Source organism: Nonomuraea sp. NPDC049684, from assembly GCF_044465345.1.
In the GTDB taxonomy this organism is placed as follows: Bacteria; Actinomycetota; Actinomycetes; order Streptosporangiales; family Streptosporangiaceae; genus Nonomuraea.
In genome coordinates this window covers 1-24,091 of record NZ_JBITLO010000023.1, presented here as the reverse complement: position 1 = coordinate 24,091, position 24,091 = coordinate 1, and the positions used below count along the sequence as shown (strand labels likewise).

Here is a 24,091-nt window from a genome sequence, read left to right as displayed (position 1 = left end):
GCCACCCCTTCTTGCTCTCCACTGAAGGCAACGGGCGGCGTTCAGTCAACAGTGTGCACGCCAATCGCCGCCTGACCGTGACACAGCCGGTCAGGTGGCACGGGAGAGCTGGCCCGCGTACATGACGGCGCCGGTGTCGGACCGGGTCACCTTGACCAGGAACCGGTCGGGGTCGTCCGAGGGGACGATGCGGACCGTCCCGGCGTGGCACGCCTGGCCCTTGACCTGGCCGAGCGCGTACACGACGGCGCTCTTTGTGGGGGCGAGCCGGCCGGAGCAGTGCAGGTCGGCGCCCCAGCGCATGGTGGACTCGCCGTCGGCGCGCAGGCGCAGCTCGACCGGGAAGACCCGGCCGGCCGTGGGATGCTCGGCCGATCCCGTCCAGGTGCCGTCGAGGGCGGTGCGGGTGGTGTCCGGTTTTTCGGTGGTCGGGGTGGGGGCGTGCTGGGACGTCCCCTTCCGGGTGCCGTCCAGGCCGGGTTCTTGGGACGTGCGCCACCAGAACACGAACCCTGCGACCCCGAGCACGACCCCGGCCACCGCCACGCCCACCTGCCACCTCCGCCACGCGACGGCGGGCGTCCCCTTGGGGGAAGGGGCGGCGGCCACTCCCCCGGCCGCGACGTCGGGCGTCCCTTCGGAGAGAGGGGAAGCCGCGATGGCGGGCGTGCCTTCGGCAGGTGAGGTGGGGGCTCGCCCGGGCGCTGTGGTGGGGGTCCTGTCGGGGGTGGTCGTGGGGGTGGGGGTGATCGGGGTGGGGCGGGGGGAGGCGGGTGGTGGGGTGGGGGTGGCGGCTTGGGCGCCGGAGGGGAGGACGTCGCCGGTTCCGCCGTCCTGGCCGAGCAGCGCGCGCAGCGTCTCCTCGGCGTCCGGACGGTCGCGCGGGTCGTGGGCCAGGCACGCCTCCACGATCTCCCGCAGCCGCCCCGACAACCCGCGCAGGTCCGGCTTGCCGTACAGGATCCGGGCCAGGACCTCCGGGTACGTGTCCGCCATGTACGCGTGCCGCCCCCCGGCCGTGTACGCCACGGTCAGCCCCCACGCCCACATGTCCGCGGGCGGCCCCGCCGGCTCCCCGTTGATGCGCTCGGGCGACAGGTAGGCCGGCGTGCCGATGGGCGACCTGGTCGTGGTGGCGGCGGCGTCCATCAGCCGGGACACCCCGAAGTCGATCACCCGCGGCCCGTCGAGGCTGAGCAGCACGTTGCCCGGCTTCAGGTCCCGGTGGACGACCCCCGCCCGGTGGATCGCCCCCAGGGCGGTGGCGGTGCCGATGGCCAGCCGGTCGAGCGAGCCGCCGCTCCGCGGCCCACCGGCCACCACGTGCTCGCCCAGCGACGGCCCCTCGACGTACTCGCTGACCAGGTAGGGCCGGTCGCCGTCGAGGTCGGCGTCGAGGAGCTGGGCGGTGCAGAAGGCCGCGACCCGGCGCACCGCCTCGACCTCGCCGAGGAACCTGCGCCGCACGTCGGCGTCCTTGGACACGCTCGCGTGCAGCAGCTTGATCGCGACCTGCGCCCCGGCCGCCGAGTGACCGAGGAAGACGACGCCCTGGCCGCCCTGCCCGAGCCGGCGCGAGAGCCGGTACTCCCCCAGCCGTCGGGGATCATCAGCACGGAGCTCGGACATAGGGCGTCATTATGACACCGCCGGCAGCAGCGCGGCGTAGCCGTCGAGGGCGCGCAGCACGGCGTCCGCCGGGCCGCTCGGCAGGGTGGCCACGGCCTCCTCGATGCCGAGCCCGGCGAAGTAGTCCAGCTTCTCCCTGGTGGGCAGCGTCCCGAACGGGATCACCCTGGCCATCGGCCGCCCGGCCTTCTCGCACGCCTCGCGCAGAGCGGGCAGCGCGTCCTTGATGCCCTTGCCGCCGATGGGCATCCAGCCGTCGCCGTACTCGGCGATGTGGGCGAACAGCTTCGGCCCGGCCGCCCCGCCGAGGTAGACGGGCAGGTCGTGCGCGGGTTTGGGCCACGACCAGGACGGTTCGACCCCTTCGACGGCGGCCACCTCGTCCCGCCAGAAGGCCCGCATGGCCAGCACGTTGCGCCGGGCGACCTCGCGCCGCCGCCCGTACGGCACGCCGTGGTTCTCGATCTCCTCGACGTTCCAGCCGAACCCGACGCCGACCACCACGCGCCCGCCCGACAGGTGGTCGAGCGTGGCCAGGGCCTTGGCGGTCACGATCGGGTCGCGCTGGGCGGCGAGCAGGATGCCGGTGCCGACGCGCAGCCGCCGGGTCGCGGCGGCGGCGAAGGAGAGCGCGACCAGCGGGTCCAGGGTGCGCTTGTACTCCTCGGGCAGCTCGGCCTGGCCGCCGGCGGGCGGCGTGCGGCGGCTGACCGGGATGTGGGTGTGCTCGGGGAGGTAGAGCGAGTCGAACCCGCGCTCCTCGGCCGCGGCCGCGAGGTCCTGGACCGGCATGGCCAGATCCGTGGCGAACATCGTGACACCCAGCCTCATACGGCCTCCTCATGTCAACCAAGCGATTGCTCGGCTAAGATTTCCAGGGTAGCTTGCAAGGCGACGTCCGCGGAAAGAGGTTCCCGGTGAAGTTCTCTATCTTCCTGAATCCGCAGATTCCAGGCTCTGGATACGCGGCCGAGGAGAACGCCAAGGCACGGCGTCCCATCGGACGCGACACCGAGTCGTATCAGCGGCTGCTGCACGAGGTGCGGGAGATAGCCGTCCACGCCGACCAGATCGGGTTCGACGCGCTGATGATGACCGAGCACCACTTCCACTCCGAGGGAATGGAGTTCTCGGTCAATCCGCTGATGTTCCTCACCGACCTCGCCGCGCGGACCGAGCGCATCCTGCTCGCCCCGCTCGGCATGGTGCTGCCCGCCTGGGACCCGATCAGGGCCGCCGAGGACGTGGCGCTGCTCGACCAGTTCAGCAAGGGCCGCCTGCGGCTCGGCGTGGCCCGCGGCTACCAGAACCGCTGGATGAACGTCCTCGGCCAGCGCTGGCAGGCCGCCGCCGCCCGGTCCGACGGCTCGGCCTCGGACACGCGGAACTTCGACGTCTTCGGCGAGGTGCTGAAGATCATGAAGATGGCCTGGACGCAGGAGACCCTCCGCTACAAGTCCGACGTGCTGGACTACGAGGTGCCATACCCCTACGACGGTATCGAGGGCTGGCCCGCGATGGAATGGACCAAGACCTTCGGGGCCCCCGGCGAGGTCTCCGACGACGGGAAGATCCAGGCCATCTCGGTCTGCCCCCGGCCGTACCAGAACCCGCATCCGGAGCTGTGGCAGCCGTTCACGATCTCCGACCGGTCGGTGATCAGGGCCGCGCAGGAGGACATCCTGCCGTGGATGTTCACCCCCAACCCCGACGACCACGCCGCCAAGGCCAAGCTCTACCAGGAGGAGTCGGCCCGGCAGGGCCGTCACTACAAGCTGGGCGAGCACACCGGCATCCTGAAGATCGTCGGCATCGCGGACACCACCGAGGAGGCCATCAACACCTTCGGCCGCAGCATCCCCAAGGACTTCGCCGCCTTCTTCGGCCCCTTCGGCTACCTGGAGGTGCTGCGCAAGAAGGAGGACGAGAAGCACAAGCCGATCTCCCCCGAGAAGGGCGACGCCAAGCGCATGAACGACGTGGAGATGGCGCTGTTCGGCACGCCGGACGACGTCAAGCGCGGCATCCAGCGCATGCTCGACCGCATGCCGGACCTGGAGTGGTTCGGCCTGTACATGCAGGGGCAGCAGGGCGTGCTCCCGCTGGACACGGTCAAGCGGAACCTGGAGATGTTCGCCACCAAGGTCGCGCCGGAGTTCCGATGAAGATGTGGCTGGGGGCGTCGTTCGTCCCGACCGACCAGTTCGTGGAGCTGGCGCGGGCGGCCGAGCGCTGCGGCTTCGACACCTTCACGCTGTCGGACCACCTGTTCTACGCCGACTTCGCCTCGCGGTACCCGTACTCGCGGTCGGGCGCGCCCCGGTGGAGCGCCGAGACGCACTGGCCCGACGTGTGGGTGACGATCGGCGCGATGGCCACGGCCACCACGACGCTGCGCTTCTCGCCGAACGTCTACATCGCCCCCGCCCGCGACCTGTTCACCGTGGCCAAGCTGGTCTCCACGGCGGCGGTGCTGTCGCGGGAACGGGTGACGTTCGGGGTCGGGGTGGGGTGGTGCGAGGAGGAGTTCCTCGGCACCGGCCAGGACTTCCACACCCGGGGCCGCCGCCTCGACCGGATGCTGCCCACGCTGCGCGCCCTGTGGTCGGGCGAGACCGTCGAGCTGGACGGCCTGCCGCCGCTGTCGATCTCCCCCACGCCGGCCGGGCCCGTGCCCGTCTACGTGGGCGGCGACAGCGAGGCGGCGCTGCGCCGGGCCGCCCGCTTCGGCGACGGCTGGCTGGGCAACCGCATCTACACCGAGGAGCAGCTCGACCCGGTGCTCGACACCCTCCGCCGGCACCTCGACGAGAACGGCAGGACGGGCCCGTTCGACATCGTCGCCCCGCTGGCCGTGCTGCCGGACGCCGAGACCTACCGCCGCTTCGCCGCCAAGGGCGTGACCGCCACCATGGCGGCCCCCTGGTGGCTGGCCACCCCCGAGGAGAAGGCCCGGTACGGCGAGGACAGCCTCGACCTCAAGATCGCCACGATGGAGCGCTTCGCCGAGGAGGTCATCGCCAAACTCTGACCCCTGAGCCCCGGGGGCTCCGGCAGCCCCGGCGATGCTGGCCGGGAGGCGCGGCGCGCGCGCGTCCCGGTCACGGCCTCCCTTCGGCGAGGTTGGCCATGATCCGCCGCAGCATGCCCGTGACCTGCTCGATCTCCTCCCCGGAGAAGCCCGAGAAGACCTGGCGGCTGACCCCGCCGAAGATCGGCGGCAGGCGCGGCACCAGCGCGTGCCCCTCGTCCGTCAGCTCGATGACGACCGAGCGCCGGTCCTCCGGCCGCCGGACCCGCCGCAGCAGCCCCTTGGCCTCCAGCCGGTCCAGCAGCCGGGTCATCCCGGCCGTGTCCGTGCCGAGCCGGCCCTTCAGCACGCCGGGCGTGCTGCGCCCGCCCGCCGCGTGCAGCAGCAGCGCCGCCTGCTGCGCGGTGAGCCCGAGCGGAGCCAGGCGGCGCTCGGTCTCGGTGTTGAGCTCCCGTCCGACCTGCACGAGCAGCGACCCGCCGCCCAGCACCAGCTCGAACGACGGCGGCATTCGATCGTCGGTCACGCGACCAGAATAGCTGGCGCAAGCATTTACTGTCGCGACAGCTATCGTCTATCGTCGGATCCATGGACACTTCTGCCCACATCATCGTCGCGGGAGGCGGCATCGGCGGCTTATCCCTGGCCCAGGGCCTGCGCACGGCGGGTTTCCAGGTCACCGTCCTGGAGCGCGACCCCTCGGCCGGCCACCGCCCCCAGGGGTACCGCATCAGCCTCAAGGAGACCGGCGCCGCGGCGCTGCGCGAGATCCTGCCCCCCGACCTGTACGACCTGGCCGTGGCCACCTCCATCCGCCCGGCCACCCGCATGACCTTCATGGACACCCGGCTCGTCCCCAAGTTCTCCAAGGACGTCCCGCCGCAGCTCCCCGGCGTGGCCGGTTTCGGCGTCAACCGGCTCACCCTGCGCGAGATCCTGCTGTCCGGCCTCGACGTGCGCTTCGGCACCGAGTTCAGCCGGTACGAGCCGCTGCCCGGCGGCCGCGTCCGCGCCCACCTCGCCGGCGGCTCCGCCCTGGACGGCGACCTGCTCGCCGGCGCGGACGGCGTCGGCTCCCGCGTCCGCGCCCAGCTCCTCCCCGACGCCGTCGTGGACCGGCTCGACTGGGCCCTGTACGGCAGGACCGTCCTGACCCCCGACCTGCTGGCCGCCACGCCCGCCGACCTGGTCGACACCTTCAACCGCGTCACCGCGCCCGACCACACCGCGATCTCGGTCGCCACCTGCCGCCCCTGCGCGCCGGTGGCCGAGGCCGCCGCCCGGCACGCCCCCGGCCTGGAGCTGACCGACGTCCCCGGCTACTTCTCCTGGACGCTGACCGCCCCCGGCCCCCTGCCGGACGACACCTCCCCCGCCGCCCTGCACCGGCTCGCGCTCGCCACGGTCGCCGGCTGGCACGAGGGCGTGCGCCGGATCGTCGAGCGGGCCGACCCCGAGGCGACGTTCCTGGTGCACACCCACTCGGCCCGGCGGGTGCGCCCCTGGGACGAGCCCGCGGTGACCCTGCTCGGCGACGCGGTGCACAGCATGAGCCCGGGGCGCGGCGAGGGCGCGAACGTCGCGCTGCGCGACGCGCGCACCCTGAGCGCGGAGCTGGCCGCTGCCGCCGCCGCGGGCCGCCCGCTCGCCGAGGCGAAGACGGCCTACGAGCACGCCATGCTCGACTACGCGTTCACCGCCGTCGAAGCCTCGTTGCGGCAGCCGTTCGCCCCTTTCGCCCGTCCTGTCCGGCCACCGGCGCGTTGAACCGGCCCGGAGTTACGGATGGGGGCCAGGGGGACGATAGCCTCGTCCCGTGCTGGAAAAGATCGCAGCCACCCGATATGTGACCCCGCTGCGGGAGGGCGGGTCGCTGCCGGGCGTGGTCGAGGCCGACGACCTCGGCACGTACGTGGTGAAGTTCCGCGAGGCGGGGCAGGGCCGGCGGGTGCTGGTCGCGGAGATCATCGCCGCCGAGCTGGGCCGCCGGCTGGGGCTGCGCACTCCCGAGCTCAAGCTCATCGACCTCGACCCGCAGCTCGGCGTCCGCGAGCCCGACGAGGAGGTCCAGGACCTCCTCAAGGCCAGCACCGGCCTCAACCTGGCCGTCGACTTCCTGCCCGGCGCGCTCGGGTTCGACCCCCTGGGCTGGATCCCCGACCCGGTGTTCGCCTCCAGGGTGGTCTGGTTCGACGGCCTGATCCACAACATCGACCGGAGCTGGCGCAACCCCAACCTCCTGGTCTGGCACCGCGACATCTGGCTCATCGACCACGGCGCGGCCCTGTGGTTCCACCACAACTGGCGCACGGCCGACCCGCAGCGCGCCTTCGACACCGGCGACCACGTGCTCGCGCCGTTCGCGCCCGACGTGCCCGCCGCCGGCGACGAGCTGGCCGGCCGGATCACCCGCGACCTGCTCGGCGAGGTGACGGCCCTGGTGCCCGACGAATGGCTCGACGGCGAGCCGGGCTTCGACTCCGCCCAGGCCGTCCGGGAGTCCTACATCGACCATCTGCTGAGCCGGGCGCACGGGCCGCGCGAGTGGCTGCTGCGCGGCCCCGACAAGGAACGCAGGGCGGCCGGGCCCGGCTCGGTCGGCGAATTCTGGCGGGGAGGCAGCCGGTGACCAGAGACGTCTACGAGTACGCGGTGATCCGCGTCATGCCGAAAGTCGAGCGCGGCGAGCTGATCAACGCCGGCGTGCTGCTCTACTGCCAGCCACGCGACTACCTGTGCGCGCGCGTGCACCTCGACCCGGCCCGCCTGCGCGCCCTCGACCCCGGCGCCGACCTCGACGGCGTGCGCCACGCGCTCAGCGCCTACGAGCGGGCCTGCGGCGACCGGCCGGGCCCCCTCGCGAGCGAGCCGCTGGGCGGCCGGTTCCGCTGGCTGACCGCGCCGCGCAGCACGATCGTCCAGACCGGGCCGGTGCACGCCGGCCTCACCGCCGACCCCGGCACCGAGCTGGCCCGGCTGTTCGACAAGCTGGTCCGCCTCTAGCCGCACACCCTCAGAACAGCACCGACATGAAGGTGTCCACCTCGCGGAACCCCACCTTGCGGTAGACGGCCCGCGCCGAGTGGTTGAAGTCGTTGACGTAGAGCGACACGACGGGGGCGAAGCAGCTCATCGCCGCCTCCACGACCGCCGCCATGCCCGCCACCGCGTGGCCCTTGCCGCGCTGGTCGGGGGCCACCCACACGCCCTGGATCTGGCAGGCGTGCGGCGTGACCGCGCCCACCTCCGCCTTGAACACCACCCGGCCGTCGTCGATGCGGGCGTAGGAGCGGCCGATGCGGATCAGCTCGGCGACCCGGGTGCGGTAGAGCGCGCCGCCGTCGCCGAGGTTGGGCGAGACGCCCACCTCCTCGGTGAACATCGCCACGCACGCCGGCAGCACGATGTCGAACTCCTCGGGCCGCACCCGGCGCACCAGCGGATCGGCGGGCACGGGGGCCTTGCTGGAGGTCGCCATCACCGGCTGCGCCCACCGGATGGCCCGCGCCCTGCCCCAGTGCGGCTCCAGCCGCTCCCACAGCAGGGACACCGCCTCGACGGGGCCCACGATGGACGAGCACCTGCGCCCCTGCTTGCGGGCACGGTCGGCGAACGCGTGCACGGCCTCGGGGCCGGCGTTGACCGGGACCATGTTGGCGCCGGCGTAACAGAGCGACACGAGCCCGCCGCGCGGCCCGAACCCCCACATCTGCCCCCCGAGGCGTGCCGGATTGAGTCCGACGGCCCGCACCCGGGAGGAGACGAAGACGTTGGCGACCGGATCGCAGTCAAGCAGGGCGAGAACCTCGTCCCGGTCGCTGTCGTCGAGCACGCGCGACGCCGATGTACGCAGCATCACATGGTCAGACTACGCGAACGTCCCCCGAATAGCTCACCGGGACAGCACGTCGGTGAGCCGATCGTGACCCTGCGCGCCTCCCGCGGCCATGTGGGCGGCCAGGTGGGCGGCGGGCGACGGGTCCGGCAGGGCCGCGCAGGACGCCGTCCGGGCCGGCAGCGTGCCGTCGGCCAGGTACGCCGCGAGGTGGCCGTCCACGCACCGGTTGCCGGCCAGCGACACACCGTGGTTGCCGCCCTCGTCGATCACCATGCCGCTGCGCGGGAACCGCCGGCGCATGGCCAGCGCCCCCCGGTACGGCGTCGCGGCGTCGTCGCGCGACTGCAGGAACAGCACCGGCGGCAGCTTCGGCGAGGCGTGCACCGCGACCGGCGTGCCGCCCTTGACCGGCCAGAACGCGCACGGCGCGTTGAACCAGGCGTTCGGCCAGGTCAGGAACGGCGCCCTGCGGTGGAGGCGGGCCATGTCGGTGCGCCACTTGTCCCAGTCGCGCGGCCACGCGGCGTCGCGGCACTGCACGCCGAGGTAGACGGCGTAGCCGTTCTCGTCGTCGGCGTCGTTCTTGCCGCGCCGGTTGTACGCCTCCACCAGCGGCTGCACGTCGCCCTTGCGCACGTAGGCGGACCAGGCGCGGGCGAACTCCGGCCACACCCGGTCGGTGTACCCGCCGAGGGTGAAGGTGTCGTCCAGCTCGCTCGGCCCCACCACGCCGCCGGCCGGGCGGGTGCGCAGCCGGTCGCGCATCGCGTAGTAGGCGAACGAGGTCTGCTTCAGCGTGCCGCCCAGCCGGTAGACGTCGTTGTGCCGGGCCGTCCAGGCCAGGAAGGCGCGGTGGCGGCGTTCGAAGGCGACGTCCTGGCCCAGGTTCGACCGGTACCAGACGCCCTCGGGGTTGACCGTGCTGTCCATGACCAGCCGCCTGACCCGCTGCGGGAACAGGGTGGCGTAGACGGCCCCGAGGTAGGTGCCGTACGAGTAGCCCAGGTAGCTGATCTTCTCCTCGCCCAGGGCCGCCCTGATCGTGTCCATGTCCCTGGCCGAGTTCTCGGTCGTCAGGTGCGGCAGCATCCAGGCCCAGAGGTCGCCGCAGCGGGTGGCGTACTCGTCGGCCCTGGCCAGCAGCTTGCTCTCGTCGCCGGCCGTGTGCGGCACCGCGTCGGGTCGCGGCGCCCGGTAGTAGGTGTCGGGGTCCACGCAGTGGAGCGACGGCTCGCTGCCGCCGACCCCGCGCGGGTCGAACCCGACGACGTCGTAACGCTCGCCCAGCCGGTTCGGCAGGCCGTTCGAGACGAACTCGGTCAGGTCACGGCCCGAGGCCCCCGGGCCGCCCGGGTTGATCAGCAGGGTGCCGAGATGGTTGCCGTCCCTGGACACCTTGGCCTTGATGCGGTTGATCGCCAGCTTGATCGACTGGCCCCAGGGGTCGCGGTAGTCGAGCGGCACGCGTACGGTGGCGCACTCAAGGTCGGCCCGGACCGTCTTGCCCTCCTTCGCCGGGCACGGCCCCCAGACCACCTGCTGCGCCCCCCAGGCCGCGCCCCTGCCGGCCGACGCCACTCCGTCCGCGCTGACAACCCCGGCGACCAGCACCGCGATGCCGACGGCAACACTGAATACGCGCTTCACCCAGCCCCTCCCCCTCGTCATGGCCCTGTGATGCTCCCGCGGGCGAGCGGGTCATGACGCTGGGAATGGGGAAAGGCTTGCCAGTTTGTAATGGGGCCATTGCACCGGGTTACCGGCCCCGGCGGGCGCTCAGCCCACGGTCACCTGGGGCCCGGCGACGTCGTCGTCGTCGAGGTCGACCTCGACGCCCATCTCCTCGGCCAGCCGCAGGGCCTCCTCGATCAGGGTCTCGACGATCTGCGACTCGGGCACGGTCTTGATGACCTCGCCCTTGACGAAGATCTGGCCCTTGCCGTTGCCGGAGGCGACGCCGAGGTCGGCCTCGCGCGCCTCGCCTGGGCCGTTGACGACGCAGCCCATGACGGCCACCCGCAGCGGGACCTTGAGCCCCTCCAGACCGGCCTGGACCTGCTCGGCCAGCGTGTAGACGTCGACCTGGGCCCGGCCGCACGACGGGCAGGAGACGATCTCCAGCCCCCGCTCGCGCAGCCCCAGCGACTCCAGGATCTGGGCGCCGACCTTGACCTCCTCGACGGGCGGCGCGGACAGCGAGACGCGGATGGTGTCGCCGATGCCCTCGGCCAGCAGCGCGCCGAACGCCACGGCGGACTTGACGGTGCCCTGGAAGGCGGGGCCGGCCTCGGTGACGCCGAGGTGGAGCGGGTAGTCGCACTTGGCGGCGAGCAGCCGGTAAGCGTTGATCATGACGACCGGGTCGTTGTGCTTGACCGAGATCTTGATGTCCCTGAAGCCGTGCTCCTCGAACAGCGAGCACTCCCACAGCGCGGACTCGACCAGCGCCTCGGGCGTGGCCTTGCCGTACTTCTGGAGCAGGCGGGGGTCGAGCGACCCGGCGTTGACGCCGATCCTGATCGGCACGCCGTGGTCGGCGGCCGCCCTGGCGATCTCGCCCACCTTGTCGTCGAACTTCTTGATGTTCCCCGGGTTGACGCGGACCGCCGCGCAGCCCGCCTCGATGGCCGCGAACACGTACTTCGGCTGGAAGTGGATGTCGGCGATGACCGGGATCTGGGACTTCTTCGCGATGATCGGCAGCGCGTCCGCGTCGTCCTGCGACGGGACGGCCACGCGCACGATCTGGCAGCCGGACGCCGTCAGCTCGGCGATCTGCTGCAACGTGGCGTTGACGTCGGCGGTGACCGTCGTCGTCATCGACTGGACGGAGACGGGCGCGTCGCCGCCCACGGGAACGCTGCCGACCATGATCTGGCGGGAGTGCCGGCGTTCGGCGAGCGGCTTGGGGCGGACCGTCGGGATGCCAAGTGCTACAGAAGACATTTCTACCCTTAGGTGTGACGACGCTACCCAGTCTAGGTAGCTAGAAGGACTGCCCGGCTGTGAGTTCGGCCGCACGCGCCCGGGCCCAGGCGTCGGCGGCCAGCACCTCCTCCACGCTGGAGGCCGGGGTGACGCGGTGTTCCTCGACGACCTGGGCGACCGTGTCGACGATCGCGGGGAAACGCAGCCCGCCCCTGGCGAACGCCTCGACGCAGACCTCATTGGCGGCGTTGTAGACGGCGGGCGCGGTGCCGCCCTCGGCGCCGACGTGCCGGGCCAGCGCGACGGCCGGGAAGGCCGCGTCGTCGAGCGGCTCGAAGGTCCAGGTGTGGGCCTTGGTCCAGTCGACGGGCCGGGCGGCGCCGGGCACGCGGGCCGGGTGGGCCAGCGCGAGCGCGATCGGCAGGCGCATGTCGGGCGGGCTGGCCTGGGCGATGGTGGAGCCGTCGACGTACTCGACCATGGAGTGGATCACCGACTGCGGGTGGACGACGACCTCGATCCGCTCGAAGCCGATGTCGAACAGCAGGTGGGCCTCGATGACCTCCAGCCCCTTGTTGACCAGCGTGGCGGAGTTGATGGTGATGACCGGGCCCATGGACCAGGTGGGGTGGGCCAGCGCCATCTCGGGGGTGACGTCGGCCATCTCCTCGCGCTTCATGCCCCGGAACGGGCCGCCGCTGGCGGTGATGACGAGCTGCCTGACGGCGGCGGGGTCGTGGGCGCCGGGGCCGGAGGCCCACAGGCACTGCTGCACCGCCGAGTGCTCGGAGTCGACCGGGAGGATCTGCCCCGGCGCGGCCAGCCGCTTGACCAGCGGCCCGCCGATGATCAGGGACTCCTTGTTGGCCAGCGCGAGCGTGCGGCCGGCCTCCAGCGCGACCAGCGTGGACGTCAGGCCCAGCGCGCCGGTGATGCCGTTGAGCACGGTGTCGCACCGCCAGCCCGCGACCTCGGCGACGCCCTCGTGACCGCCCAGCACGACGGGGGACGCCCCGCGCGCGGCCAGCGCCTCCTTCAGCGCCGGGACGGCGGCGGCGTCGGCCACCGCCACGACCTCCACGCCGAACCGGGCCGCCTGCGCGGCCAGCTCCTCGACCCTGCCGCCCCCGGCCGCGAGCCCGGCGACCTTGAACCGGTTGGGGTCGGCGGCGATGACGTCGAGGGCCTGGGTGCCGACCGAGCCGGTGGAGCCGAGCACGACGACGGAGCGGAGGGTCTCTGCATGCACGTGTCCATTGTCCCCGCTGCCGGACGCGGACGGGCACGTGAGGGGCCGACCGGCGCGATCCCGGCTCCTGAGTGACGCGCGATAACCCACGCCATTTATGTCCAGATATCGCTATATCGGGATGCGCATTTCTGGAGAAATCCTGATTATTGTGCGGCTACCTTCCAAGCCCCAGCTCCGGTTTCGGGAGGTTACGTAATGCGCCGCAGATCTGCCCTGCTCCCCGTTCTCACCCTCGCCGCCGGGAGCATCGCCCTGCTCCCCGGCACCGCGGCCCAGGCCGGCGCGGCACCCCGTCCCGCCCAGCACGCCGCCGCGGACTCGGCGTCCGAGCAACGGCAGGTCACGCGGTACTGGACCGAGGCGCGCATGGAGAGCGCGCAGCCGCTCGACCTGCCCGCGCCCAAGAACGGCGGGAAGGCGTCCCGCGGCGCGGCGGCCGGGCCCGGCGAGCCCGACGGCGGCACCCCCTGGCAGGCGCCGCCCACCGGCGGCCGGGGCGACGGGCGGCGGCTCCGGTCGGCGAACAGCTCCGGCGCCCCCTGGGGCGGCGGCGCCGTCGCGCAGACCACCGGCCGGGTGTTCTTCACCTACCAGGGACGCAGCGCCTCGTGCTCGGGCTCGGCGGTGACCAGCGCGAACAAGAGCGTGGTGCTGACCGCCGGCCACTGCGTCAAGCTCGGCGGCGCCTTCCACACCAACTGGGTGTTCGTGCCCGGCTACGCCGCCGGCCGGCGCCCCTTCGGCACCTGGCCGGCCGCCAAGCTGCTGACCACCCCCCAGTGGAACGCCAGTGAGGACGTCGACTTCGACGTGGCCGCCGCCGTGGTGGCCCAGGTGGACGGCAAGAGCCTGGTGGACGTCGTCGGCGGCCAGGGCGTGGCCTTCAACCAGCAACGCGGCCGGCAGATGCACTCCTTCGGCTACCCGGCCGCGGCCCCCTACGACGGCTCGAAGCTCATCTACTGCAGCGGACGCACGTTCGACGACTTCCTGCTCTCCGACGACCTCGGCCTGACCTGCGACATGACCGGCGGCGCGAGCGGCGGCCCGTGGATGCTGAATTTCGACGAGTCGACCGGTCTCGGCACGCAGAACTCGGTCAACAGCTTCAAATACAACTTCGCCCCCAACTGGATGTTCGGCCCCTATTTCGGAAACGAAGCACAGGCTGTGTACCAAGCAGCGCAAACCACCAGCGCACTCTGATTCAATTCACGGAAAGTAGCCGCAAGAACACATCTCGTGGTGCACACTCGGGGGCCATGACCCTGAGCACCTCCCTGCTTGCGGCCGTCCCGCTGATCGCGGGGCTGACGGGACCGGCGATCCTCGGCGCGGTCCCCGGCCAGCACCAGGTCGATCGTCCCGCCGTCGAGCACGCCGCTGCTCAGCTCGGCATGGTGGTCGAGCACGAGGCCGCGCGGAGCGACGCCGAGCAGCGGCGCGTGCTCGGCTACTGGACCCCGCAACGCATGGCGGCGGCCCTGCCCATCGGCCTGCTCGACTCCGTGACCGACGGCGACGGCCTGCTCAGCGGCCTGACCGGGCGCGGCGGGGCGCAGGCCGAGCCGGGCGGGTCCGGCGGGTCCGGCGGCCGTACCGAGATCAACGTCGGCCGCCGGCGCCACCAGGCGTCGTCCAGGCCCCAGGCCAGCACGATCGGCGCGCGCTGGAGCACCGGCGGAGCCGTGACCCGCACCACCGGGCGGGTGTTCCTGACCCTGGCGGGCGCCGACTTCGTCTGCTCGGCCAGCACGGTCACCAGCGCCAGCAAGGACCTCGTCGTCACCGCCGGCCACTGCGTCAAGGACGGCGCCGGCGAATGGGCCCAGAACTGGACGTTCGTCCCCGGCTACGGCAGGGGCGGCGAGCAGCCCTACGGCCAGTACGCGGCCCGCCGCATGTTCGTCTCGGCCCCCTGGTCGCGCTCCGGCGACGACAACCACGACGTCGGCATGGTCGCCCTGGCCACCTCGGGCGGGCGGCACGTCGCCGACGTGGTGGGCACCCAGGACATCGCCTTCAACACCCGGCGCGGCGGCCAGACCTACGGCTTCGGCTACCCGGCCGACCCGCCCTACGACGGCGACCAGCTCGTCTACTGCGCCGGGCGGCTGCGCGACGACCCGTACAAGCAGACGCGCGACCAGGGGCTCGGCTGCGCCATGACCGCCGGGTCGAGCGGCGGCCCCTGGCTGTCCGGCTTCGACCCGATGACCGGCCGCGGCACGATCACCTCGCTGAGCAGCTTCAAGTACAGCGACGACCAGCACACCATGTACGGCCCGTACTTCGGCCAGGCCGCCAGGACGGTCTACGCCACGGCCGAACGCGCCTGACGACCGCGGCGGCTCGGCGGTCCCCGCCCGGACACACGACCGCCCCGCGCCGGGGCGGCGCGGGGCGGGGCGGGGCGGGAGCTACAGCGACAGGCCGGTGAGCACCATGACCTTCTCGTAGGTCAGGTCCTCCATGGCCGAGTGCAGGCCCTCGCGGCCGATGCCGGAGTCCTTCACGCCGCCGTACGGCATCTGGTCGGCCCGGTACGACGGCACGTCGCCGATGATCACGCCGCCGACCTCCAGCTCGCGGTTGGCCTTGAAGGCGGCGTCCAGGGAGCGGGTGAAGACGCCGGCCTGGAGGCCGTACTTGGAGTCGTTCACCATGGCGTACGCCTCGTCGATCGACGCGGCCGGCTGGAGGATCATCACCGGCCCGAACACCTCCTCGCAGGCCACCTTGGCGTCGTGCGGGACGTCGGCCAGCACGGTCGGCGCGACCGTGGCGCCCTCGCGGGTGCCGCCGGCCAGGACGCGGGCGCCGGCGGCGACCGCCTCGCGCACCCACTGCTCCACCCGCTCGGCGGCGGCCTCCGACACCAGCGGCCCGACCTGGGTCTTCTCGTCGGCCGGGTCACCCGTGACGAGCCCACCGACGGCCGGCAGCAGCCGCTCGACGAACGCGTCGTAGACCGGCTGCTCGACGATCACCCGCTGGACGGCGATGCAGCTCTGACCGGCCTGGTAGTTGGAGAACAGGGCGATGCGCTGCGCGGCCCAGTCGAGGTCGGCGTCGGCCAGCACGACGGCCGCGGCGTTGCCGCCCAGCTCCAGGGTCACGTGCTTGCGCGGCACCTGGTCGGCGATGGCGTAGCCGACGGGCGCGGAGCCGGTGAAGGAGACCACGGGCAGGCGGGGGTCGTCGACGAGGGCGGCGGCGCGCTCGTTCGGCACGGGCAGCACCGAGAACATGCCCGCGGGCAGGTCGGTCTCGGCCAGGATCTCGCCGAGGACCAGCGAGGACAGCGGCGTGGCGGGCGCGGGCTTGACGATGATCGGGGCGCCGACGGCGATGGCGGGCGCGACCTTGTGGGCGACCAGGTTCAGCGGGAAGTTGAACGGGGTGATCGCCAGCACGGGTCCTTTGGGCACGCGGGAGACGTAGGCGAGACGGCCCGCGGCGGCCGGCTCGGTGTCGAGCCGCTGCACCTGGCCCGACCAGCGGCGGGCCTCCTCCGCCGCGAAGCGGAACGTGGAGATGGCGCGGTTGACCTCGCCGCGCGCCCAGAAGATCGGCTTGCCGTTCTCGGCGGTGATCAGGTGGGCGATCTCGTCGGCCCGCTCGGCCAGCCGGCGCGAGACGTGGGCCAGGGCCTCGGCACGTACGTGCACGGGCAGCGCGGCGGCCTCGCGCGAGACCGCGTGGGCGGCCGCGACGGCCTCCTCGACCTGAGCATCGGTCGGTACGGAGTACCGGCCGACCTCACGACCGTCATGGGGGTTGGTCACGGTGAGATCGGTTTCGCCGGTGGCGGGCCGGCCGGCAAGCCAGAAGGTACGCACGTCCATACCCACGACGTTATGCCAAGCGGGAGTCCGGGGATTTACACCACGGTGCACAAGACTCCCATGAGCGCTCACCGTTAAGTACAAGCCCTGGTGTATACCCATGATGTAACAGAAGTAGACCCAATTCGGGATGTTTACCATGCGGAGTGGTTTGAGCGATCTCCGCCATGGCTAAGTCATCGGGTGCGGGTCTCCAGCGCGGTGGGCCCCCGATCAGAAAGGCGTGGGCCCCGTGACCGAGCAAAGTGAGGTCACAAGGACACTGAGCTCCTTGGTCGCTGGGGAGGTCGCATGACCTCGACGCCGCTGGGCCTGCAGGGCGCCTACCTGCTGGGCGAGCGCGCCACCCACGACGAACTCCGTTCCCGCCTGCTCGACGTGGCGGTGAACCTGCTTCAGAGCGAGGGTCCCGACAGTCTGACCATGCGCAGGATCGCGGCCGAGGCCGGCTGCACGACGACCGTCATCTACACGATGTTCGGCAACCGGGAGGGCCTGGCCGAGGCGCTGTATCTGGAGGGTTTCGAGCGTTTCCGCCGCTTTCTCGAAGCGGTCCCGCAGCGGCGCAACCCGCTGGAGTACCTGACCGCGCTCGGCCCCGCCTACCGGCAGGCGTGCCTGTCCGAGCCCGGCTACTACAACCTGATGTTCGAACGGGCCATCCCCGGTTTCGAGCCCAGCGAGCGGGCCAGGACGCTCGCCCGCGCGGCGCTGAACATCCTCGACCGGGTGATCGCCGACTGCATCTCCGCCGGCTACCTGACGCCGACCCAGCCCCGCAAGATCGCCGACGCGCTCTGGGCCGCCGCGCAGGGCGCGATCAGCCTGGAACGGGCCGGCCACCTGCGGGACGACCGCACGTACGAGGCGGTCACCCTGGCCACGATCTGCTGCTACCTGGTGGACAAGGACAGCCTCCCGTCGGCCCCCGGCCGCTGACGCACCCACCGGTCGGCGGGCCCAGCGGCGGGCCCAGCGGTGGGCTCAGTGGCGGACCCGGTGATGGGTTCAGCGGCGGGCTGCCTCCAGGGCGAGCCAGAGCTCGGCGCGTACGCCCGGGTCGTCGAGGTCGCGGCCGAGGAGTTCGGCGACGCGGCGCATGCGGTAGCGCAGCGTGTGCCGGTGGACGCCGAGCCGCTGGGCGGCTGCGTCCCAGTGGCCGTTGCTGTCGAGGTAGGCGCGCAGCGACTCGACCAGGTCGGCGCGGGAGCCGTACGCGGTGAGCGGGGCCAGCAGCGCGCCGGAGAACGCGCGCAGGGTGTCGGCGTCCAGCAGGGCGAGCAGGCCCTGGCCGGCCAGGTCGGCGAAGCGCGTCATGCCGCCGTCGCTGTGAGCCAGCGCGCGGCGGGCCTGGTCGAGCGCGTCGCGCAGGCCGTCGTAGCGGCAGGGCGAGCTCAGCCCGACCGGCCCCTCCACCTCCCGCGCCACCTTCTCCGCGACCCCCTCCGCCATCAGACAGACACTCACCGTCTCCCCACCCGGAAGCCCACCACCACGCCCCCGCCTGCCACCACCACCGGGACCACCACCGTGAGCGCCACCATGACCACCGCCAGGACCATCGCCGGAACCACTGCCAGGACCGCCGCCGTGTGCGCCGCCGGGACCGTTGTGGCCGTCGTCGAGGAGTGCTGTGAAGCCGTGCGGCTCCAGGGTCTCCAGGGCGGCCGCGCCCGCTGCGAGGACCACCAGCGGCTCGCCGGGCAGTCGCGCGCCGAGCGTGCCTGCCACCGCCCGCGCCTGCTCGACCGCCCCGCCGAGCAGCAGTTCCAGCACGGCCGAGCGGAGCCGCCGACCGGCCTCCCGCTGGGCCCTGCCCTGCTCCATGGCGAGCGTGAGCAGCGACCCGGCCGCGTTGATCACCGTGTGGGTCACCGGCGAGAAGGGCCTGCGGGCGCCGACCGCGAAGAAGCCGCGCGGCCGTGGACCGCCGCCGAGCGGCTGGATCACGACGTGCTCGTCAGGCCCGGACAACGCGAGACTCGCCGGCACCCGCTCACCGGCCTGGACCGCCCCGCGCCTCCGTGCCCCGACCGGCACGCCGCCCCCCACCCGCTCACCAGCCTGACCACCGCCGCGTACCCGCTCACCGACCGGCCCTTGGGGGGCGGCGGGCTCGTCAGGGAGTGCGCGTTCGGCTCCGGCGGGCTGGGGTCTTGCCGGGCCGCCGGCGCGCAGCCGGCGCAGCTCGGCCACCACGACCGGCACGTCGGCCCCCGGCGTGGCGTGCCGGACCTCGCCCGTCTCGTCGAGCAGCATCGCCCAGCCGTCGATCTCCTTAGCCACCCGGTCGATGACCGCGTTCATGCCCTCCGGACGCAGCGCCGCCCGGGTGAGCCGCCCCTGCGCGGCGAAGGCGCGGGTGATCTCGTCGTACTGCTCGGCCGCGAGCAGCTCGCTGACCACCTTGCCGATGGCGATGAACGGCGTCTCGCGCGGCACCTCGAACAGCGGCAGCCCCGCCTCGTCGGCGGCCGCGACCAGGGCGGCCGGGACGTGCTCGTGGGAGAGGCCGACGCCGAAGCCGAGCCCGGCCACCTCACGATCCACCAGCCGGGCGACATATCCGGAGAAGTCACCCTCCAGGCGGATCCCGGTCGTCAGCAGCAGCTCCGAGCCCTCAAGGAACGGCGTCGGGTCCTCCAGCTCGCTGACTGCCACCCAGCGCACCTCCGCGTCGAGCGCTCCGGAGGCCGCCGCGCCCGCGAGCTGACGCAACTTCATCCGTCGCACCACGGTGCGCAGCGAAGGTGCCATACGAGTTTGTCCATTCCGGCAAAGGCGAGCACCCCCAGTGTGCCATATCGACGTATCGGCCCAGGTCGGAGCCCGACGTAGCGTCGAGCCCATGAGCATTCCCCAGGAGCGGCGCGTCGTGACCGCGATCCCAGGCCCCAAGTCGCAGGAGCTGCTGGCCCGCAAGCAGGCCGCCGTCCCCTCCGGCATCGGCACCACGCTGCCGGTCTTCGTCACCCGCGCCGGCGGCGGCATCCTCCAGGACGCCGACGGGAACTCTCTGATCGACTTCGGCTCCGGCATCGCCGTGACGAACGTGGGCAACTCCGCGCCGAAGGTCGTCGAGCGCGTCCAGAAGCAGGCGGCCGACTTCACCCACACCTGTTTCATGGTCACCCCGTACGAGTCGTACGTGCAGGTCTGCGAGAGGCTCAACGAGCTGACCCCCGGCGACCACGAGAAGCGCACCTTCCTGGTGAACTCCGGCGCCGAGGCCGTCGAGAACGCCGTCAAGGTGGCCCGGCACGCCACCGGCAGGCAGGCCGTCGTGGTGTTCGACCACGGCTACCACGGCCGCACGCTGCTCTCGATGACCATGACCGCCAAGAACATGCCGTACAAGCAGGGCTTCGGCCCGTACGCGCCCGAGGTGTACCGGGTGCCGCTGGCCTACCCGTTCCGCTGGCCGACGGGCGCGGACAACTGCGCGGAGGAGGCCGCCGCGCAGGCCATCGACCAGATCAACAAGCAGGTCGGGGCGGAGAACGTGGCCGCCGTGGTGATCGAGCCGATCGCCGGCGAGGGCGGTTTCATCGTCCCGGCCAGGGGCTTCCTGCCGCGGATCGCCGAGTTCTGCCGGGCGAACGGCATCGTCTTCGTGGCCGACGAGGTCCAGACCGGCTTCGCGCGCACCGGTGACCTGTTCGCCTGCGAGGACGAGGGCGTCGTCCCCGACATCATCTGCACCGCCAAGGGCATCGCCGGCGGCCTGCCGCTGGCCGCCGTGACCGGGCGCGCCGACCTGATGGACCACGTGCACGTCGGCGGCCTGGGCGGCACGTACGGCGGCAACCCGCTGGCCTGCGAGGCCGCGCTCGGCGTCCTGGAGACGATCGAGTCGGAGGACCTGGTCGCCAAGGCCCGCCGCATCGGCGAGATCATGCTCCCCCGCCTCCGCGCGCTCCAGGAGCGGTTCCCGGCGATCGGCGACGTGCGCGGACGCGGCGCGATGATCGCGATCGAGCTGGTCGAGCCGGGCACGAAGAACCCGGACCCGGCGGCCGTCCAGGAGATCGTCAAGCGCTGCCACGCCGAGGGCCTGGTGGTCCTGACCGCCGGCACGTACGGCAACGTGCTGCGCTTCCTGCCCCCGCTGGTCATGCCCGAGCACCTGCTTGAGGAGGGCCTGGGGATCCTGGAGAAGGCCATCTCCGCTCTATAGCAAAGTCCAAAAAATCGGGCATCCGGCTTGCGGCTGGATGCCCGATTTTGTGTGTGTAACGCAGGTCACTCGGGTAGAGAATTCACCCTGGCTTGACGCTCAGCTAGACGATCACGGCCTCGGTCAGGGTTATAACGGATCCGGACATGCGGAGGGGCGATGGCAGCTGGGAGCGTGATGAACTGGGGTCCCACCAGAACGGCACGGAGTATGTTGACGTTCGACCCTGAGGGCCTGACGCCGGCCCAGCGCGACGGCGACGCCTGCGTGGTGTGCCACAAGAGGTGGCCGCGGCCCCGGGTCCGGGTCGGCAAGCTGCCCGACAACTCCTCCGTGCTCGCCTGCACCGAATGCGCCGAGGCGCTCCTGCCCGCTCCCATGGCGACCGTGGTGGCCTTCCCCGGCCGCTAGGCCGCGGCCGGGGAAGCCCCGGCCGTCAAGCACGGACCGCCGGGCAGGGGCCGTCAAGCAGCGACCGTCAAGCAGCGGCCGCCTCGCGCAGGCCCCACGGCGAGCCGTACTCGCGCAGCAGGTCGAGGAACGGCACCGCGTCGAACGCCTCGGGGCCGAGCACGCCCTCGCCCTTCCACACCCCGGTCGCCACCAGCTCCAGCGCGACCACAGGATGGATCGCCGTCTGCCACACGACGGCCTGGGAGCCGTACTCCCGCATCGACCATTCGTTGTCCACCACGTGGTAGAGGTACACCTCGCGCGGGGAGCCGTCCTTGCCGGTGCCCTTGACCCACGTGCCCGCGCAGGTCTTGCCGCGCATGCGGGCGCCCAGCGTCGCCGGGTCCGGCAGGCTCGCGGCGACCATGTCGCGCGGCGCCACCTCCGCCCCGCCCACCCTGATCTTGTCGGCGCTGTCCAGGCCCAGCTTGCGCAGCGTCTTGAGCACGCCGATGAACTCCTCGCCGAGCCCGTACTTGAACGTCACCCGCCGCGCCGGGATCCACCTCGGGACGAGCAGCACCTCCTCGTGCTCGACGTTCACGCACTCCACGGGCCCGATCCCGTCGGGGAAGTCGAACACCTCGGGCTCGCTGAACGGCTCGGTGGTGCGCCACTGCCCGTCCTCCCAGACGACGGGCGGGTTCAGGCACTCCTCGATCGTGGTCCAGATGGAGAACGTGGGCGCGAAGTCGTAGCCGTCCACGACGAGGTTGGCGCCGTCCCTGATGCCGATCTCGTCGATCTCGTCGAACAGGTGGTCGGCGGCGTAGCGGGCGAACACGTCCGCGAGCCCCGGCTCGACGCCCATGCCGACCAGCGCGAGCCGGCCCGCGCCGCGCCACTCGCCGTCGCGCTCGAACTGCCGGTCCCCCAGCTTCACCCCGGGCTTGCGGTACGGCTCGCGCGGATGCGGCTTCGACAACGACATCGCCATGTCCAGGTAGTGGGCCCCGGCCTCCAGGGCGGCCTCGAACAGCGGCATCGTGAAGCGCGGATCGACCGCGTTGAACAGCACGTCACATCGGTGCTCCCGGAGCGCCGCGGCGACCTGGGCCCGGTCGGAGGCGTCCAGCTGGATGGCGGTGAAGCGGGGGTCGTCCACGGCGGCGACGGCGCGGGCCGCCCGGCTCTGTTGGGAGTCGGCCACCACGATGTGTTCGTAGAAATGGCGGCGGGCGGCGATGGGCACCACGGCGGAGCCGACGCCTCCGGCGCCGACAAGAAGGATTCTCATGAGGAGAACATACTCACTGACTGGTCATTCAGTCGAATTTTCGCGCCGGAGAGTTCCCGAGTACGGACGTCCTCCGGCCGGTGCACGGCGAGACGCCCCGGCACCAGGACGTCCGTCAAGCAGGGAACAGCGAGACGCCCCGGGACAGGGGGGAAGGCCCGGGGCGTCTCTGCAGGCGCACCCGGGGGAAGGCGCGCCCGCGATGGGGTCGAGCGGGGGCGGAGATCTCACCTACTCGGCGAGTTCGGCCCACCGTTTCCCCCAGACGGCATAATCAGTGCATTCCCCGTCCTCGCCGCGGCAACCGCCCGGCGGCCGGACGGCGAAGGCGATCCGGTCGAGCCGCTTGGGGTCGTCGGCGCCGTACAGGTCGCAGATCGACTTGGCCCGGCCCTTGCACGCCTTGTCGTTGGCCGGCGCGAGCCCCACCCAAGCGGCCGCGTCGCGCTGGGCGTCGGCCGCGGTCATCCAGGTCAGCCAGCGGTAGGCGCAGGTGGTGTCGGGCAGGTTGGCGCCGAGCATCCAGGAGTCGAGCCAGCCGGTGGCCGTCTTGGCGGCGACCGTCCGGACCGGTTTGCCGGCCTTCTGCAGCAGCAGGCGATAGTACGGTGTGGCCTGCGCGTAATCCAGCGACCCGGTGGCGAAGCCCTTGATCAGGTCGATCGGCTTCCGCCAGTAGGTGCGCTCCTTCTGCTGCCCGAGCAGCGCCATGGCCCGGTCGAGCTGCTCCTGGCTCAGCTCGTACGGGTCCTTGACGGCGGCGTCGGCCAGCGCCGCGTCGGCGATGGTCAGCGGGCTGTCGCGGAGCGCGGTCCGGCCGGAGGCGAACACCTGGCTCATGCTCGCGTCCTTGACCCTGGACGAGTCGTAGACGAACTCGTGGTACCCCCACAGGAACGGCACGCCGTAGACCTTGCCGGACACCTTCGTCATGTCGCGGAAACGCTCGTTCAGGTCGTCGTAGCCGCTCACCTTGGCCGGGTCGATCGGCTGTACCAGCTTGCGCGTGATCAGGTCGCCGGCCAGCGCCGGGCCCGCCGAGATCAGGTCGTACGGGCGCTCGGCGGCCGCGACGGCCCGCTCCATCTCCTCGGCGGTGCGTACGGTGTCGACGCGGGCCAGGCGGCAGCCGGTCTCCTTCTCGAAGGAGCCGACCCAGTTGGCCTTGGGGCTGATCCCGCCGTACTCGGCGTAGCCGCGGTAGGTGAGGATCTGCAGCGTGCCGTCGCTCTGGGTGGCCGTGGGCGAGGGCGTGGCCGTCGGGGTGGGCTTGGGGCTCGGCCTGACGGCCGGCTGCCCGGCCGCCTCGGAGGTCGAGGACACCGCTCCCGTGCCGGCGACCAGCGCCGCCGTGGCCAGCGCCACGGCGGATATGCGACGGCGTCTCACGATGTCCCCCCTTGTCCGTTGCGCTGGAGCTTACCGGGGACGGGACCGGGAGGGACGCCGGTCCCTCCCGGCGGGAGGCGTCGGTTACCCGTTCGTGGGGAAGCCGAGGTTCACGCCGCCGTGGGACGGATCCAGCCAGCGCGATGTCACCACCTTGCCCCGCGTGTAGAAATGCACCCCCTCGGCGCCGTGCACATGCGTGTCACCGAACAGGGACGACTTCCACCCGCCGAAACTGTAGAACGCCATCGGCACCGGGATCGGCACGTTGATCCCCACCATCCCCACCTCGACCTCGTTCTGGAACCG

At 72.2% G+C, this 24,091-nt stretch carries 22 protein-coding genes; 10 read left to right on the top strand and 12 right to left on the bottom strand.

The window, feature by feature from the left end; translation table 11 throughout:
- Nucleotides 1–90: 90 nt before the first annotated feature.
- Both ACIBST_RS44835 and ACIBST_RS44830 read right to left on the bottom strand, forming a co-directional pair.
- The gene (locus ACIBST_RS44835) at nt 91–1,629 is read right to left on the bottom strand and encodes a serine/threonine-protein kinase (RefSeq protein WP_397179577.1); all 1,539 of its coding nucleotides are present in this window, start codon (nt 1,627–1,629) and stop codon (nt 91–93) included.
- Nucleotides 1,630–1,638: 9 nt separating this feature from the next.
- Nucleotides 1,639–2,460, bottom strand: coding sequence for a TIGR03619 family F420-dependent LLM class oxidoreductase (locus ACIBST_RS44830; protein ID WP_397179576.1), 822 nt, complete (start codon nt 2,458–2,460; stop codon nt 1,639–1,641).
- 86 nt (nt 2,461–2,546) lie between these two features.
- Between ACIBST_RS44830 and ACIBST_RS44825 the strand changes: the two genes are divergently transcribed.
- Nucleotides 2,547–3,794, top strand: coding sequence for an LLM class flavin-dependent oxidoreductase (locus tag ACIBST_RS44825; RefSeq protein WP_397179575.1), 1,248 nt, complete (start codon nt 2,547–2,549; stop codon nt 3,792–3,794).
- Nucleotides 3,791–4,660: a TIGR03619 family F420-dependent LLM class oxidoreductase gene (locus ACIBST_RS44820; protein WP_397179574.1), complete on the top strand. Its 870-nt coding sequence runs from the start codon at nt 3,791–3,793 to the stop codon at nt 4,658–4,660. The genes ACIBST_RS44825 and ACIBST_RS44820 overlap by 4 nt, the downstream gene beginning before the upstream one ends.
- A 70-nt stretch (nt 4,661–4,730) precedes the next feature.
- On the opposite strand, the gene ACIBST_RS44815 is transcribed toward ACIBST_RS44820, so the two are convergent.
- Nucleotides 4,731–5,186, bottom strand: a complete 456-nt coding sequence (locus tag ACIBST_RS44815; protein ID WP_397179573.1) for a MarR family winged helix-turn-helix transcriptional regulator — start codon at nt 5,184–5,186, stop codon at nt 4,731–4,733.
- A gap of 62 nt (nt 5,187–5,248) precedes the next feature.
- Between ACIBST_RS44815 and ACIBST_RS44810 the strand changes: the two genes are divergently transcribed.
- The 3 genes from ACIBST_RS44810 to ACIBST_RS44800 are packed head-to-tail and all read left to right on the top strand — an operon-like array spanning nt 5,249 to nt 7,663.
- Nucleotides 5,249–6,427, top strand: coding sequence for an FAD-dependent oxidoreductase (locus ACIBST_RS44810; RefSeq protein ID WP_397179572.1), 1,179 nt, complete (start codon nt 5,249–5,251; stop codon nt 6,425–6,427).
- 49 nt (nt 6,428–6,476) lie between these two features.
- The gene (locus ACIBST_RS44805; RefSeq protein ID WP_397179571.1) at nt 6,477–7,289 is read left to right on the top strand and encodes a HipA family kinase; all 813 of its coding nucleotides are present in this window, start codon (nt 6,477–6,479) and stop codon (nt 7,287–7,289) included.
- Nucleotides 7,286–7,663 carry a DUF3037 domain-containing protein gene (locus ACIBST_RS44800; protein WP_397179570.1) on the top strand — a complete coding sequence of 126 codons (378 nt, stop codon included), beginning with the start codon at nt 7,286–7,288 and terminating at the stop codon, nt 7,661–7,663. Before ACIBST_RS44805 ends, ACIBST_RS44800 begins: the two co-directional genes overlap by 4 nt.
- A gap of 10 nt (nt 7,664–7,673) precedes the next feature.
- Here the strand turns inward: ACIBST_RS44800 and ACIBST_RS44795 are convergent, their stop codons facing one another.
- The 4 genes from ACIBST_RS44795 to dxr all read right to left on the bottom strand — a co-directional run bounded on the left by ACIBST_RS44795 (nt 7,674) and on the right by dxr (nt 12,675).
- Entirely contained in the window at nt 7,674–8,516 is an 843-nt protein-coding gene (locus ACIBST_RS44795) for a GNAT family N-acetyltransferase (protein ID WP_352319456.1), read from the bottom strand.
- A gap of 36 nt (nt 8,517–8,552) precedes the next feature.
- Nucleotides 8,553–10,145 (bottom strand): alpha/beta hydrolase, encoded by a 1,593-nt coding sequence (locus ACIBST_RS44790; protein WP_397179569.1) that lies wholly within the window; start codon nt 10,143–10,145, stop codon nt 8,553–8,555.
- A 129-nt stretch (nt 10,146–10,274) separates the two neighbouring features.
- Nucleotides 10,275–11,444, bottom strand: a complete 1,170-nt coding sequence (gene ispG, locus ACIBST_RS44785; RefSeq protein ID WP_397179568.1) for a flavodoxin-dependent (E)-4-hydroxy-3-methylbut-2-enyl-diphosphate synthase — start codon at nt 11,442–11,444, stop codon at nt 10,275–10,277.
- 40 nt (nt 11,445–11,484) lie between these two features.
- Nucleotides 11,485–12,675 (bottom strand): 1-deoxy-D-xylulose-5-phosphate reductoisomerase, encoded by a 1,191-nt coding sequence (gene dxr / locus ACIBST_RS44780; RefSeq protein ID WP_397179567.1) that lies wholly within the window; start codon nt 12,673–12,675, stop codon nt 11,485–11,487.
- Between the two features lie 198 nt (nt 12,676–12,873).
- Here dxr and ACIBST_RS44775 point away from each other — a divergent pair, with 198 nt between their 5' ends.
- Nucleotides 12,874–13,884 (top strand): peptidase, encoded by a 1,011-nt coding sequence (locus tag ACIBST_RS44775; RefSeq protein ID WP_397179566.1) that lies wholly within the window; start codon nt 12,874–12,876, stop codon nt 13,882–13,884.
- A 56-nt stretch (nt 13,885–13,940) separates the two neighbouring features.
- A complete protein-coding gene (locus ACIBST_RS44770; RefSeq protein WP_397179565.1) occupies nt 13,941–15,017 on the top strand; it encodes a trypsin-like serine peptidase in 1,077 nt (358 codons plus the stop codon).
- An 81-nt stretch (nt 15,018–15,098) separates the two neighbouring features.
- On the opposite strand, the gene ACIBST_RS44765 is transcribed toward ACIBST_RS44770, so the two are convergent.
- A complete protein-coding gene (locus ACIBST_RS44765) occupies nt 15,099–16,526 on the bottom strand; it encodes an aldehyde dehydrogenase family protein (protein ID WP_397179564.1) in 1,428 nt (475 codons plus the stop codon).
- A 291-nt stretch (nt 16,527–16,817) separates the two neighbouring features.
- Here ACIBST_RS44765 and ACIBST_RS44760 point away from each other — a divergent pair, with 291 nt between their 5' ends.
- The gene (locus tag ACIBST_RS44760) at nt 16,818–17,465 is read left to right on the top strand and encodes a TetR/AcrR family transcriptional regulator (protein WP_352362964.1); all 648 of its coding nucleotides are present in this window, start codon (nt 16,818–16,820) and stop codon (nt 17,463–17,465) included.
- Between the two features lie 69 nt (nt 17,466–17,534).
- Here the strand turns inward: ACIBST_RS44760 and ACIBST_RS44755 are convergent, their stop codons facing one another.
- Entirely contained in the window at nt 17,535–19,250 is a 1,716-nt protein-coding gene (locus tag ACIBST_RS44755; RefSeq protein WP_397179563.1) for a PucR family transcriptional regulator, read from the bottom strand.
- 124 nt (nt 19,251–19,374) lie between these two features.
- Here ACIBST_RS44755 and gabT point away from each other — a divergent pair, with 124 nt between their 5' ends.
- Nucleotides 19,375–20,703, top strand: coding sequence for a 4-aminobutyrate--2-oxoglutarate transaminase (gene gabT, locus ACIBST_RS44750; protein WP_397179562.1), 1,329 nt, complete (start codon nt 19,375–19,377; stop codon nt 20,701–20,703).
- Nucleotides 20,704–20,913: 210 nt separating this feature from the next.
- The gene (locus ACIBST_RS44745) at nt 20,914–21,114 is read left to right on the top strand and encodes a hypothetical protein (protein WP_352362958.1); all 201 of its coding nucleotides are present in this window, start codon (nt 20,914–20,916) and stop codon (nt 21,112–21,114) included.
- A 67-nt stretch (nt 21,115–21,181) separates the two neighbouring features.
- Here ACIBST_RS44745 and ACIBST_RS44740 read toward each other — a convergent pair whose 3' ends face one another.
- The 3 genes from ACIBST_RS44740 to ACIBST_RS44730 form a co-directional block, all read right to left on the bottom strand.
- Entirely contained in the window at nt 21,182–22,393 is a 1,212-nt protein-coding gene (locus ACIBST_RS44740; protein WP_397179561.1) for a saccharopine dehydrogenase family protein, read from the bottom strand.
- Between the two features lie 231 nt (nt 22,394–22,624).
- Nucleotides 22,625–23,782 (bottom strand): extracellular solute-binding protein, encoded by a 1,158-nt coding sequence (locus ACIBST_RS44735; protein ID WP_397179560.1) that lies wholly within the window; start codon nt 23,780–23,782, stop codon nt 22,625–22,627.
- A gap of 84 nt (nt 23,783–23,866) precedes the next feature.
- The coding region (locus ACIBST_RS44730) for an aldehyde dehydrogenase family protein (protein WP_397170743.1) at nt 23,867–24,091 on the bottom strand (225 nt) is incomplete at its 5' end.

What these genes read in the sequence shown, in the direction of transcription:
- ACIBST_RS44835 (WP_397179577.1), bottom strand. Translation starts at nt 1,629, where the DNA reads ATGTCCGAGCTCCGTGCTGATGATCCCCGACGGCTGGGGGAGTACCGG.
- ACIBST_RS44830 (WP_397179576.1), bottom strand. Translation starts at nt 2,460, where the DNA reads ATGAGGCTGGGTGTCACGATGTTCGCCACGGATCTGGCCATGCCGGTC.
- ACIBST_RS44820 (WP_397179574.1), top strand. Translation starts at nt 3,791, where the DNA reads ATGAAGATGTGGCTGGGGGCGTCGTTCGTCCCGACCGACCAGTTCGTG.
- ACIBST_RS44810 (WP_397179572.1), top strand. Translation starts at nt 5,249, where the DNA reads ATGGACACTTCTGCCCACATCATCGTCGCGGGAGGCGGCATCGGCGGC.
- ACIBST_RS44795 (WP_352319456.1), bottom strand. Translation starts at nt 8,516, where the DNA reads ATGCTGCGTACATCGGCGTCGCGCGTGCTCGACGACAGCGACCGGGAC.
- ispG (WP_397179568.1), bottom strand. Translation starts at nt 11,444, where the DNA reads ATGTCTTCTGTAGCACTTGGCATCCCGACGGTCCGCCCCAAGCCGCTC.
- ACIBST_RS44775 (WP_397179566.1), top strand. Translation starts at nt 12,874, where the DNA reads ATGCGCCGCAGATCTGCCCTGCTCCCCGTTCTCACCCTCGCCGCCGGG.
- ACIBST_RS44770 (WP_397179565.1), top strand. Translation starts at nt 13,941, where the DNA reads ATGACCCTGAGCACCTCCCTGCTTGCGGCCGTCCCGCTGATCGCGGGG.
- ACIBST_RS44765 (WP_397179564.1), bottom strand. Translation starts at nt 16,526, where the DNA reads ATGGACGTGCGTACCTTCTGGCTTGCCGGCCGGCCCGCCACCGGCGAA.
- ACIBST_RS44760 (WP_352362964.1), top strand. Translation starts at nt 16,818, where the DNA reads ATGACCTCGACGCCGCTGGGCCTGCAGGGCGCCTACCTGCTGGGCGAG.
- ACIBST_RS44755 (WP_397179563.1), bottom strand. Translation starts at nt 19,250, where the DNA reads ATGAAGTTGCGTCAGCTCGCGGGCGCGGCGGCCTCCGGAGCGCTCGAC.
- gabT (WP_397179562.1), top strand. Translation starts at nt 19,375, where the DNA reads ATGAGCATTCCCCAGGAGCGGCGCGTCGTGACCGCGATCCCAGGCCCC.
- ACIBST_RS44745 (WP_352362958.1), top strand. Translation starts at nt 20,914, where the DNA reads ATGTTGACGTTCGACCCTGAGGGCCTGACGCCGGCCCAGCGCGACGGC.
- ACIBST_RS44740 (WP_397179561.1), bottom strand. Translation starts at nt 22,393, where the DNA reads ATGAGAATCCTTCTTGTCGGCGCCGGAGGCGTCGGCTCCGCCGTGGTG.